A 12702-nucleotide genomic window follows, 5' to 3' on the forward strand; every position below is an offset into this window, starting at 1 on the left:
GATAAAAGTGGAGCCACCTAAAAATTGGGGCAAATTTAATCGCAAGGAATCTAAATGAACGATTCCAAAAGGAGTGGCGAAAAATTTTAAACCAATTCCAGAAACAGCGACGACTGCTGCCCCTAAAGCTAAAATTCCAAAACGGACGTAAGGGTTAATGTCTTTTTTGTCGTCAATAAGCCCGAGGCCGGTGTACAGTAATAATCCAAAAACAATGCCCCAGGGAATTTGATCAATCGGAACTATCACCAGCATAGCCAGTAAAAAGGCCCCACTAAAAGCTAAACCTCCTGCTCTGGGTGTTGGTTTTTTAAGCAACATGGCGGGGTGTTGATGAGTTTTAGGATCGTCTACAAAACCAAACCTTTTAGCAAGTGCAATTACCGGATAACTCAGCAACCAGGAGCAAATACCGGCGATGGCCAGTGGTAAAAAAATGTTCTTAAAATCGATAAAAGCGGTGGGCCAAAAAGAGGTAACGCTGCTAATAATTTTAACCTCCGAGGCCAGTAATAAAACACAAATACCTAATGATAGAAATTTTGTTTCCGAGGCCCAAGTTCTAAAAAATAAATTAAAGACTAGTAAAATTAAACCTAAAGCCGGCAGCGTAAAAAGTAAATATTTATTGGCTAATTGCAGTTCTCCCCAAGGCAAAGTGTAAAAAAACGGCACTAAACTCGGCAAACTCGGAAGACTGGCAATAGTTAAAACGACCATGGCAATGACTATTAATCCGGCGATAATCTCTGGCAGATTTAGTTTTTTCATTTCTTAAATTGCCTCTCTTTATTCGTCACTTTATAATTTAAATACTTACCGATAGCGAGTCTGGTTTGAGCATCGAGGGCCGGCACAGTGCCGTAAGTAATAATTAAAATTGGAGTAAGAATCCATTGAAATAAAACGCCTATTTTACGCAGTAGTCCCCAGTTGGCCGGCTTTGGTGGTGCCAATTTTGCTTCCGCCCAAATATTAACGCTTAAGCCAACTAGCGCAATCGTTAAAATAAGGCTTGAAAGTTTAGGAAAGTTGTAACCCATTACCGTTTGTTTAAAGTAGGGGTTTAAAAGTGGTAGCAAAATGCCGCCGAAAGTGACTATAAAGCCCATGGCCGCCCAGGTTACATTAGATTGAATTATAAAATAAAAGCGATCCAAGCGATCTAAAATCGGCATCTCTTTTTTGATTAACATATTTTTGGCTACAACCGGTAGATGCTCCACCCCGTAGGCCCAGCGTTGATACTGCTTATATTGGTTTTTATACGTCGTCCACACGGTTTTATCCTGCACGGCATCGGCCGAAATAGAAACATAGTGCGGCAGCACTTTATAGTCACCATTAAAAAAGTAATAGGCTCGCCAAAAGAAGGCTGAGTCATCATTAACCACGTCAAGTGGCCAGAAACCCATTTCGATCACCGGCTTTAAATTAATCGTCATACTGGCGAAATTCATATATTTATTGGAAGTGACCATTTCTGACAATTGCCAAAAAGCCGTGGTTACAGCGTTAAGGCGCATCGGAGCAATCGTTTGCCAATAATTATTATTGTATAAAAATACTCCGGTATAGCTTCTTTTGTCACGTTCGGCTGCCGGAATCGTTAAATAGCGATAAACCGCGGCCGCTAAAAAGCGAGGGTGCACGCAAAAATCGCTATCCAGAGTCGTCAAAAGTATCTTTTCGACCGGAATTTGGTTGTATTTAAGAAATTCTTTAATTGCATAGGTGCGGTTGCTACCCGGCCCCGCTTGCTCACCAGCGGCGACGACGTGGTCGGTAAAAATTAATTTTCCGAAAATAACGCCATATTTAGCCAGTAATTTTTCTTTAATATCGGCAATTCGGACTTGATCATCGCGGGCCTCAAAGCCCAAAATTACTATTATTTTGTCTTTGGGGTAATCCAGTTCCATTAAAGCTTTAAAAGTGGATTCCATGATTTCCAAACCCTCTTTGTAAGTGGGAATTACGAACAAGTTATAAATACTATTTAATTCATCTGGAAATTCGGTCTTAAGTCTTTGGTGCCAATCGATACTTTCGGCCTCTTTCATGCGGTGGTAGCCAATTAATACTCCGGCCGAAATGCGAAGGCTGCGATACATCCAGTACATATCCATAAATAAAATGGCGTAGGCGACGGCGGCGGGAATTCTTAAAGATAGTATAAAAGGCGATAGAATAGCCGCCCAGGCCAAAACCCCCGGCAAAATCTGGAAAAAACGCTTAAAAGCGGGATAATGATTGTTAATAAACCTTTCCATAACAGCTTAAATCTGCGTGTCCTATTCTACCATGTTGTAAAATAATAAACTTTCGATCAAGATAGAAGCTGTGAGTTTAGGGTCGCATTTTTTGCCAAAACCGCACCCATCTAAATACGGTCATCATCGGCGGGCAAATCTATTAGGTTTGCCAGCCTTAGCTTCTTACGCCCTCTTTTTAGTGGGCTTGGTTTTTAGTGTCTCGCTGATTGGTCGCATTATTCCAAACGTCCTGGGCTTTGCAACCAGTATTAACATTACCGATCTTCTAACCGATACTAATGGTGAAAGACTCAAAAATAACCTATCTACTTTGGTCATAAATGACGCCTTGAGTAAAGCGGCGGCGGCGAAAGGGGCCTACATGTTTGCCCATAACTTTTGGGCCCACGTGGCACCGGATGGCACCACTCCCTGGTATTTCATTTCTAATTCCGGTTACGATTATCAGTACGCCGGCGAAAACTTGGCCCGGGATTTTAATGATAGCCAGGCGGTCGTGACGGCCTGGATGAATTCACCTAGTCATCGAGAAAACATGCTTAATTCTCATTACACCGATATTGGCTTTGCGGTGGTTGATGGGAAGCTGGATGGCGAAGATACCACGCTCGTCGTGCAAATGTTTGGCAAGCTCCGCACCGCTAATTACCTATCACAAGCTTTGCCGGAAGCAGCTGCTACTAAAGTCGATGTTACTCCTATTAATAGTAGTCTTAATAGTAGTCGACCGGTTCCGTCAGCAGTTCCTCTTGTTTCAGTGACCTCTAATAACCCGCAAATTTTGCCAGCCTTTGCGGTCCAAAACGCCTCGAAGTCAATTGCCATTGTCCTCGGTGCTTTTCTGACCCTATTGTTTGCGATTGACGGTATTTATGTCTGGCGCCGCGGTCTCCTGCGGATTTCCGGCAGTACCTTGGCGCATCTCGGTTTGCTGATCCTCGCTATAATAGGAATTTGGTTTACCTCGGCGGGAGCAATTACTTAAGTTATGACCACTAAAATGCGGCTTCTAAATCATCTCTTTTTACTTTGTGTCTTCCTGGTTGGCGGTCTGCTATTTTGGCACTGGCGCTATTTTCCTACTTGGCAATTTTTGGTTGTTTGCGGTGTTGTGATAATATACGTATTCTGGGGAATTTGGCATCACGCCTGGGAAAAGCGCCTGGCCATCCCCGTCATTTTAGAATATGTTTTCGTGGGAGCTTTAGTAATTCTCATGTTTGCTTTGGCTTTAAATATTCATTTTTAGTAATTTATGAAATTAGTTGTCATCGCTACAACCTACAACGAGAAAGATAATATAGAATCTTTTGTAACAGCGGTCATGGAAGAGTTAACGAAGATTCCAATGGAGAGTTGCTTGCTGATTGCCGATGACGAGTCACCGGATGGTACTGGTGATATAGTTAAGTCGCTGCAGGCTAAGTATCCTAGTCTTGCTTTATCTTCCGGTCCTAAATCCGGTCTTGGCAATGCTTATAAAAGAGCGACTGCGTATGCCATCACTGATCTCTCGGCAGACTTGATTGTAACCATGGACGCTGACTTTTCCCATGCGCCTTTCGATATTCATCGCTTGGTGGAAGCCGTTGTTAAGGGATCAGATCTAGCAATTGGGTCACGTTACGTTGCCGGTGGGGCCATTCCAACGGATTGGGGTTGGCATCGGAAGTTACTGAGTGGTTTGGGAAACGTGGTTGTTCGTATTTTGTTTGGTACTTGGCAGGTTCATGAATACACGACTGCCTTTCGGGCCTTCACTGTTGTTCTCTGGTCCAAACTTGACCACACCAAAATCGACTTTGTGGACAATACTTTTTTACCGGCTTTTGTGTACGAAGCTAGTCAACAAGGCGCAAAAATAGTTGAAATACCTGTTATTTTTAAAGATCGCGTCGCCGGTGTTTCCAAAATTGAAATTGGTTCCTACGCCCCTCGGCTTTTTAAATATGCTCTTGGCGTATTCTTCCAGCGTTTGACCGGTCACTAACTTATGACTATTTCCCCTTTAATTTCCGTTGTTCTCCCGGCCTACAATGAGGCGGAAGCGATTACTAAAAGTTTGGGAAAGATAGAGGAGTATTTAAACAGTCAAGAATATTCGTGGGAGATTATCATTGCTAATGATGGGAGTAGCGACGCCACGGCATCCAGGGTCACTGAATTTATTGCGGACAAGCCAGCATACCAATTATTAAATCTTGCACATCGTGGTAAAAGCGCCGCGGTTTGTAGCGGGGTGGCGGCCGCCAGCGGCGAATATATCCTCGTCACCGATGTCGACTTAGCTGTCCCTATTTCCGAACTAAAGCGTTTTATGCACTGGGCGGTTGAAGAGAAGTGCGATGTTATCTCGGCTTCCAGAGAGGGTAAAGGGGCGACTCGAGTGGGGGAGCCTTATTATCGGCATTTTGTGGGCCGAATTTTTAATTTATTAATTCAGATTTTAATTTTGCCGGGAATTAGTGACACTCAATGCGGTTATAAATTATTTTCTAAAAAAGCCGTGGCCGCTATTTTTCCGCGCTTGTTAGTCTATGGCCGCGATAGTCCTAAAGTTGATAAACCTTTCTTTGGAGCTTTTGAAGTCGAAGTCTTATTTCTGGCTCGAAAACTGCGTTTAAAAGTCAAAGAATTGCCAGTCATTTGGACTTTTTCACCAACTCGACGTTTTAATTTTGTTGGTAATTCCTGGCGGATGTTTAGGGATATCGTTAAAATCAGAATCCTCTATTTGAAACGACTTTATAAGATTTAAAAATATAATTAACGTAGGGGTGGGATTCATCCCGCCCTCGGCCGGATTGAATCGAGGGCGAGGCATGCCTCGCCCCTACGTTATTGCAGCATCTGGAATGACATGGAGAAAGTATTGACACTCTAATAAATATGCCGTAGCTTTAAATATACACCTATGTTTCACTCCTTAACTGCCTACAGGGAGTTCGTTACACCGTCAAACCTACTTAGCCATTTATGTTTGGCCCCAAATTTGGGGTCTTTATTATTTGTCGATTTTAAAGGAGGTGAAAAAATTAATGACTAAAATTAAATTTGGAATTTTAGGTGGAGTGCTGGCTTCATTAATTACTATTTCACCATCTTTTGGGGCGGTAATGATGTTGCAGGGCACTTCGCTTGATTTACAAGGAACGGTAAATGAAGATGCGATAATTACTTTTAAGAATGGGGCGGCCGAGATTCGCCAAGATGGCGTTTTTTCCGTAACGGCTGACGATAAAATTAAGCTGGAAGCGGGAACTGGCAAGGGGGTTGAGGTGTCTCATAACATCCTTAAGTTTGCGACTGACGATAAGAGTTTAGCTAAATATGGTGATCCTACCATCGACTTTACTCGAAGCGGTAGCAAATTAACCTCCGAAGATAACTCCGTAAACCTGGAAACCGATAAGACTATCAAGTTGGTTGGCGATACTGTTCGAGTGGATCATAACTATTTGGCTTTCGTAAACGATGCCAAGTATCCTACTCCTACAATCGACTTCGTTCGCGAGGGTGCCAAACTCACTGCTAATGATGGTTTAAAGGTTGAGGGTAGCAAGGGGTTAACGGTTGACGGTCCTCTAACTGTGAATGGAACTCAAACGATGACTGGTAATCAGCACGTCACTGGGACTTTACAGGTGGATGGCGCGTCTACGTTGGCGGCTGTTTCTTCAGCAGGAACGATCGACTTTACAGGAGCAACCATTAACATTGGTAACGCTTCTTCAGTAGTGACGGTTAATTCCACTACTTGGAAAGCTACGGCTGGTGCTCTTACCGGTATTACCGGTATTACGATGGGAGCTAGTAATGGAAACTTCTTGCAGAACGGATCTGGAACCTTTGGGACTGGAATTGGTGCGGTGTCTCTAAATGGAAACACCACTATGGCTAACAGTACAACGTTCGCGGCGAAGGGAATCACTAATTCCGGCGTGTACACACAGTCAGGTACTAGTGTTAACACCTTTACTGGGGCGACGACCTTTTCGCCAACCCTGGCCTCCGCATCTACTGTTGTAAACGGTACCACCGGAACTCCAGCTACTGCTCTAAAAATTGAACAGCCTGGTGCTGCAACAGCAGTCTGGATTGACGGGACGGCGACTAGCGCTTCATATGATCAACTTATGTTGGTGGAAAATAACTCGCCAACTCTTACCACATCCGCTGGCGTTACAATCGAGAATGGGTTGGGTGGTAATATGACCCGTGGTCTTGAGTTTGTTGGGGCAATGGGCTCAGACATCAAGTTACAAAACGCCGAAACGATTGATAACGCTGTTAACGGTACAGTACTTGTTACGGCTCCTATTACCAGAGCTTCAGCTGCTTTACAGGCTGCTGGGTTACTTACTGGTGAGTTAGGTCTAACTGTTACTGGTGCTACAACAAATCTGAACGCTTCATCCAACTTTGGAACAAACATCAACACCGGTTCTTCAACCGGTACGGTGACCATTGGTGGAACGGCTGGGAACACAATTGACATTGGTACAGACGACACTACGGCGCAAACGATTGCGATTGGTAGTTTAAAGGACACAACGTCCTTTACTGGAGCCAATTGGTCTATCGCGACTACTGGTGTGGCAACGCTCGCTTCTGCCTCTAAGATTGGCGGAACGACGATTACTACTAAGGCAGGTACATTCACAACTGATATCTGTGCTAGAGCAGGCGACTTGGGTATAGACTACACAAACGGAGACATTTATGTATGTACCGCTGCGGGAGGAACTGGAATTTGGAAACTTGTAACCAAAGCTCCATAGTATAGTAATAGATTGTTGGTTTATCAGATTCTACGTTGTTAGGGCCCCGCGGCCGCGGGGCTCTTTGGTAAAAACACTTAAAATTTAAGGAGGTGAAATCAGGATGTTAAAAATATTTATTGTTTTTGTTCTATTCTTAGGAATAGGATTACTGTCAAGAGCAACAGTTTTTGCCGATGACACTGCAACTGTTGCCGCCACAGTTCACACAGAAGTTGTATCAATAACAACTAATGTTTCAAAACTAGATTACGGTCTTATTCAGTATGGTTATGATAGCGATTTAATCGATTCTGTAACGATCACAAATAGTGGGAATGTTGCAGAGGATTTTGACGTTAAGGGGAGTGATGCGACAGAAAGAACAAACCCGAGTAAGATTTGGAATTTAGTTACTGGTAGCGTAGGAGTAAACTCATTTGTTCATGATTTTTCTCTGAGCGGATCTACGTACACTCAAATTAACAAATCTACATTTACTCCGGTTTCAAGTAATATAAATTCTGGAGGTAGCACTTCAGATATCCACATGAAATTAGTTGCTCCTTTAGCAGGGAGTTATTCTGGTACGTTTGACACAAATGTTTATTTTAGAGCAACTAAGCATACATAAATTATGGTTAATTTAAAACCTTTTATTATTGCCCTGTTATTTTTAGGAATCGGTTTGCTTTTTAGAACAGCGGTTTTTGCTGACGATACAGCTACCGTTACGGCGACTGTACATACAGAGCTTATATCTGTTTCCACTAGCGTAAGCTCTTTAGACTATGGTTTGATCCGTTTTGGTATGGCAAACGACTTACCAAATCCGTTATCCATGAGTAATACTGGTAATGTGGCCGAGAACTTTCAGATAATCGGTAGTAATGCTGTCGAAAGGAACGACCACAGTAAGGTTTGGGTCCTTAACAGCAATTCTGGTGGAATAAATGTTTATAGAGAAGCTTTTTTCAACGATGGTGTTGGTGCAACGCCGCATTATTTTTCGGCGGATAGTTATATGTCAATCGCCAACAATGTTAGTCCATCTGGAAATGTCTCATTATATGCGATGAAGTTGGAAGCACCATCAGCAGGTAGCTACTCCGGTATTTTTGATACTGCTATTTATTTTAGAGCGACGAAGGCGGTTTAGTGAGATTTAATAGAGTGTTATAATATTTCTATATGGAGCTGGCTGGTTCTGTTGGCGGATTATCTAAAAATCAGAAAATAATTGGCGGTGGGGTTTTGGTTTTAGTGGCTGTAGTTGTGACTGCAGCCGTTTTGTATTTTAACGGCACTTTTGATGGTTTATTAATAAAATATGGTTTAAAAGATTACCCACTGCGTTCGGCGCTGACGCTGGACCAAGTGCTTAAGGTGGCGACTCCCAGTTACAGTTTGCGATACCCTGGGTCGTGGGGCACTGATTATAAAGACAACGTCGTTAGCATTTATTCCAAGGAAACGGGGGCTAAAACTTCCGGTGAAAGTCCGGCCGGGATCTTGGCGCGACCGTGGCTTCTAGCTGACAAAGAGAATGCTTCGATGTCCGATATCGCTAACTTGTGGCGGCAAAAATTGCAGCTGTCGTATCCCGGCGTCAAAATACTGACCGAAAGGGAGATTAATGTTAATAGTAAAGAGGCCTATTATTTCGATATTTTATATTCCGAGGATAAAAATAATTTAAGCGGCGGTAAAAATAGTTTTCACGCTTACTCTTATATCATCCGCGACGGAAAATATTTGCACCAGATCCTCGCGACTTCCTTTGATTCCTTGTGGCCTCTCTACAAGAATACCCTCACCAGTATTGCCGAAAGTTTCCAATCACCTTAAAAATATAATCCATGCGGTCTGTAAAGTTACCAAGATTTAGCCTCTTAATAATTGTTGTCTTTTTTTCCTTAGTGATGGGTAATGTTTCTGTATCGTCAGCCTCGGTCGGAGCGGGAGTAGGAGCGGGCGAAATAATTGTGACCCAAAAGCTGCTGCCGGGAGGGGTTTATTTGCTTCCGGCCTGGCCTATTTTAAATACTGGGGACACTGCTGGCACTTATAAATTATTAGCTGAGGGTTTTGATCCCAAGTGGATTTCGTTTACGGAAAATAATATTAAGTTGGCACCAAACGAACAAAAATTGGTTAAAGTGTACGTAAACTTGCCGTTATTAGCGGCCGAGGGAGTTTACAATGGCTACTTGGATAATCAATTAATTCCGTCGGGGCCGGTGGGGATGGGCCCTACGGCGGCCACTAAATTGCGTTTTACTGTTGGGCGCAGTCCCGGGGTCCTCGGGGCGGCCACTCAAAGAGTTTATACTTGGTATACGTTGAATCGAAGGTTACTTATATTATTGTTTTTGCTTACGGATCTGGTTATCCTCTATATAGTTGCCAAAAAATATTTTAAGTTTACGATTAGAGTAGAGAGTAAGAAAGAGACCCCGAAAATGCCGTGAAAAAATTAATTGCCCTATTTATATTAGCGTTTTCGGTCCTATCAACAAGGCCTGTTTTTGCGTCTTCTGATTTAATAAAACGCTGGGAATTCCAATTAAGCGGTGTTCTTAGTAATGACTTGCAACGTTCTTCGCCGGTTGCTGATAGCCTGGGCAATGCTTACGCCGCCTCTCGAACTCAAATTATCTCAATTGACTACTATGGTAATAAACGCTGGGAAGCCACCGCCGGTGCTATTTACCCTCAACTTCAAATAGCCGGTGATAAACTAATCTTCGCCAATGGCGATATGAATGGCAAGATCACCGCGCTCAACAAAGATACTGGCGCTAAGCTTTGGGAAAGTGTTTTGGATCCAATCAATTTTATTTATATAACCACCGCCCCAAAAGTATTCAATAACAAGGTTTACGTTACTTACCAACGAAACGGAGACGGCAAAACATACGTTGATATAATGAACCTAGCCGATGGGAAGAGTAAGATAGATGTGGTTTTGGCAAGTTCGCTCCATACTTTTGCGTTGCTCCGAGGCGATTTGGTTGTTCCTAATTTGGCCAGTTCCGCGGCCCGCTTATACGGCGTCGATAGCAATAACGCTTTGTTTTCAATTAGTAAAAGTGAGTTATCGGTGAATTCGGAAAATGTCGCTCTCGACCAACCCACCAAAGCCTTGGCCGTATCCGGTGACGACAGTAGTGTTGCCGTGGCCGCCGATAATTATTTAGCTTTTATAAAAGTGATTAGTGGCGGTCGGTTATCGACAGCCAAGTTGGCGCCAATCAATTTAAAAACAACAATTAACTCTTTAGGACTTTTTAGTGGTGATCAGATATTTGTTAATACGTTGTCGTCAAGTGCCACTCCGGCAGCTTTAGTCGCTATTTCAAAAACTCAGAACAAGGAGTTGTGGCGAAGCAACCTGCTACTTGGCGTCAAAACTCTTCCGGCCATTACCGACAAAAATTTGATTGTTGCAGTTTCTGATAACCTTTATTTTTACAATAAAGATACTGGCAGTGTGGTTCAAACCATTCCGCTTGGAAATATTAATAGTAATAACTTTTCCGGCCCCGCCACCTCTGGAGTTTTTACTTACATTGTTACTAAGGATGGCAAGTTGACGGCGTTTGGTCCGCCGGCGCCACATCATCCGGTAATTTTAATTCACGGTCTTGGCGGTAATCCGGCGGATTGGGAAGATGGCGGCAACAAAGATGGTCTTAAGAAGCGGTTACTTGCAAAATATCGCAGCGATCAGCCGGATTATCCTGATTCTTGGATTGCGCCCTATTCTTATACCGGGGTTGATAAAAAGACCGGTGGTTATAATAGCGAGGGTCGCGTCGAAGAGATTACTTTAGGAATGGATAACGCTATTGCCACTCTGTCCTCACAGTTAAAGGCAAAAGGTGGGGATGGGATGGTGGATATCGTGGGCTATTCAATGGGCGGCCTCGTCCTCCGTGAGTATTTGGCGACCCATCCTAATTTTGAAAACGTTCGTAAATGTATTGCGATTGGATCACCAAACGAAGGCAGTTTTTTTGCTGATATAGAAAGAGGCATAATGCTACTAGCTTCGAATTTGCATCAAGCCGATTTAGTTCAAAAAACCCTGGACGATTTTTTAAAGCAGAGTAACTATCGTATAAATTTAGATTCAGAGGGAATTAATTATCTATTTACAGATTCCACCTATTCCGCCCAATTAAAAAATCGAGCAATGACTAGTAATCCGGTTTACGACAGTATTGCTTCCGATTTTAGTTTTAGCTTTCAGCAACGACTTATGTATATGATAATTACGGCGACCCCGATTGACGTAGGTGATATGGTAATTTCTAAAAAGAGCGCCACCACGATTACTCCGATTACTCCAACAAACACCTGGGTTTTTAGCTCGAATCTGGCTATTCCTTTAAGCTTTACTCAAATTGGCCCGATGCCGGGAATAAGTGTGACCATTCCGAGGATTGCTAATTTCGAATTTTTTCATTCATACATGATGAAGTCCGAAAGCATTCAGAAGGAGATCGTTGATGAGTTATACGGAATACCCGAAGATGATGAAAGGCTTGTTTAATATATGAAACATATAAAATTTGTTCTAATCTTTATCGCTACTTTTTTAACTTTAGTCGTCGCTTTTTCAGTTGTTACTCATAGCCAGCAGGTAACGGCGTTGGTTTCAAAGATGGCGGAAATTTCTGGAATTAGCATTTCCACTGGAGACTTTGTGGCAAAAACTTTAACCAGCGATACCGTCGTCGCAGCCACTTCTTCTGCCGATCTCGCTCCAACTCCTCAAAAAACTATTGATCAATTCGTAACCAAAATGACAGCTTCCGATGCGGCGGCGATTTATGATTTAATGTCTTCAGAATTTAAAGATACATTTACGGCAGCTGACTTTGAGAAATCTTGGAGCGAATCCGGTGAGAAAATAGTTTCCGTTGAAAATCTGCCAACGATCCAAATGCTTCAGAAAGATTGGTACACACAGCAAGTGGTGGCTAAAACCCAAAGCGGCAAGGCTGACAAGTTTAACTTAGTGCTGCATTTGGAAAATGGGAAGTGGGTCATCTACGCCACGGAGCCGCTAACATAAATGGGACGGGCAGTCCCATTCTTTAACATCAAAATTAATCGCAACGGACTTTTATTTTATCTCCAACGTTAAACTTTTTAGGACTTTCTAACTTTATAAATCCACCGCTTTCTCCACAAACTTTAGTGACTACTATTTCCGCGTCATCACCGGCTTTTAGCACATAATCATCATAAGATGATGTGTTCGGGAGCTTAGTGATTTGAGCGACCGTCTTTATTGGTTGTGTCGACGGAGTGGCTTCTTGGACGCTGTTAACGTTTTCGGTGCTGGTCGCTTCCGCAGTTATTGTCGGAGCGTTTTTAGAAGTGGTTAGTTTGCTAAAAACTTTAGCCCCGCCAAAACCTAAAATAACGAGGGCAATAATTCCAATTGCTGCCACTTTAATTTTATTCTTGGCAATGTAATTCTTAACTTCCGGATTCAAGTATTTAGAAAAATCGATATTAAATTCTAAATCATCCATTTCGTTTTTATTTTTAGCCATTAAATTTCACCGCCTTTCAAAATCGCTTTTACAACTACTCGCGACTCGTCGTTATAGCCGTAAAAAGTAAAAAGGGTAAGAGTTTGGTAGGTCTGG

14 protein-coding genes are annotated in these 12702 nt (G+C 42.8%); 11 read left to right on the top strand and 3 right to left on the bottom strand.

What is annotated here, in order from left to right; translation table 11 throughout:
* A partial coding sequence (locus NT141_01185) for a hypothetical protein (protein MCX6783673.1) occupies positions 1-771 on the bottom strand: 771 nt, incomplete at its 3' end.
* A complete protein-coding gene (locus tag NT141_01190) occupies positions 768-2273 on the bottom strand; it encodes a glycosyltransferase family 2 protein (protein ID MCX6783674.1) in 1506 nt (501 codons plus the stop codon). The genes NT141_01185 and NT141_01190, both read right to left, overlap by 4 nt.
* Positions 2274-2343: 70 nt before the next feature.
* On the opposite strand from NT141_01190, the gene NT141_01195 reads away from it, so the two are divergent.
* The 11 genes from NT141_01195 to NT141_01245 all read left to right on the top strand — a co-directional run bounded on the left by NT141_01195 (position 2344) and on the right by NT141_01245 (position 12119).
* Positions 2344-3261, top strand: coding sequence for a CAP domain-containing protein (locus tag NT141_01195; GenBank protein ID MCX6783675.1), 918 nt, complete (start codon positions 2344-2346; stop codon positions 3259-3261).
* A 3-nt stretch (positions 3262-3264) separates the two neighbouring features.
* Positions 3265-3525: a hypothetical protein gene (locus tag NT141_01200; protein MCX6783676.1), complete on the top strand. Its 261-nt coding sequence runs from the start codon at positions 3265-3267 to the stop codon at positions 3523-3525.
* Positions 3526-3531: 6 nt separating this feature from the next.
* Complete coding sequence (locus tag NT141_01205; protein MCX6783677.1) at positions 3532-4266, top strand: glycosyltransferase; 735 nt, start codon at positions 3532-3534, stop codon at positions 4264-4266.
* 3 nt (positions 4267-4269) lie between these two features.
* The gene (locus NT141_01210) at positions 4270-5034 is read left to right on the top strand and encodes a glycosyltransferase (GenBank protein ID MCX6783678.1); all 765 of its coding nucleotides are present in this window, start codon (positions 4270-4272) and stop codon (positions 5032-5034) included.
* Positions 5035-5314: 280 nt separating this feature from the next.
* Positions 5315-7057, top strand: a complete 1743-nt coding sequence (locus NT141_01215) for a hypothetical protein (GenBank protein ID MCX6783679.1) — start codon at positions 5315-5317, stop codon at positions 7055-7057.
* Positions 7058-7160: 103 nt separating this feature from the next.
* Entirely contained in the window at positions 7161-7670 is a 510-nt protein-coding gene (locus tag NT141_01220; protein ID MCX6783680.1) for a hypothetical protein, read from the top strand.
* A gap of 3 nt (positions 7671-7673) precedes the next feature.
* Positions 7674-8195: a hypothetical protein gene (locus NT141_01225; GenBank protein MCX6783681.1), complete on the top strand. Its 522-nt coding sequence runs from the start codon at positions 7674-7676 to the stop codon at positions 8193-8195.
* 32 nt (positions 8196-8227) lie between these two features.
* A complete protein-coding gene (locus NT141_01230; protein MCX6783682.1) occupies positions 8228-8884 on the top strand; it encodes a hypothetical protein in 657 nt (218 codons plus the stop codon).
* Positions 8885-8895: 11 nt separating this feature from the next.
* On the top strand, positions 8896-9507 hold the full coding sequence (locus NT141_01235) for a hypothetical protein (GenBank protein ID MCX6783683.1): 612 nt from the start codon (positions 8896-8898) through the stop codon (positions 9505-9507).
* Positions 9504-11594 carry an alpha/beta fold hydrolase gene (locus NT141_01240; GenBank protein ID MCX6783684.1) on the top strand — a complete coding sequence of 697 codons (2091 nt, stop codon included), beginning with the start codon at positions 9504-9506 and terminating at the stop codon, positions 11592-11594. The genes NT141_01235 and NT141_01240 overlap by 4 nt, the downstream gene beginning before the upstream one ends.
* Positions 11595-11597: 3 nt before the next feature.
* A complete protein-coding gene (locus tag NT141_01245; GenBank protein MCX6783685.1) occupies positions 11598-12119 on the top strand; it encodes a hypothetical protein in 522 nt (173 codons plus the stop codon).
* Between the two features lie 34 nt (positions 12120-12153).
* On the opposite strand, the gene NT141_01250 is transcribed toward NT141_01245, so the two are convergent.
* Positions 12154-12606, bottom strand: a complete 453-nt coding sequence (locus tag NT141_01250) for a hypothetical protein (GenBank protein MCX6783686.1) — start codon at positions 12604-12606, stop codon at positions 12154-12156.
* Positions 12607-12702 lie beyond the last annotated feature (96 nt).

This window comes from candidate division WWE3 bacterium, from assembly GCA_026396615.1.
Lineage (GTDB): Bacteria > Patescibacteriota > WWE3 > JAPLWK01 > JAPLWK01 > JAPLWK01.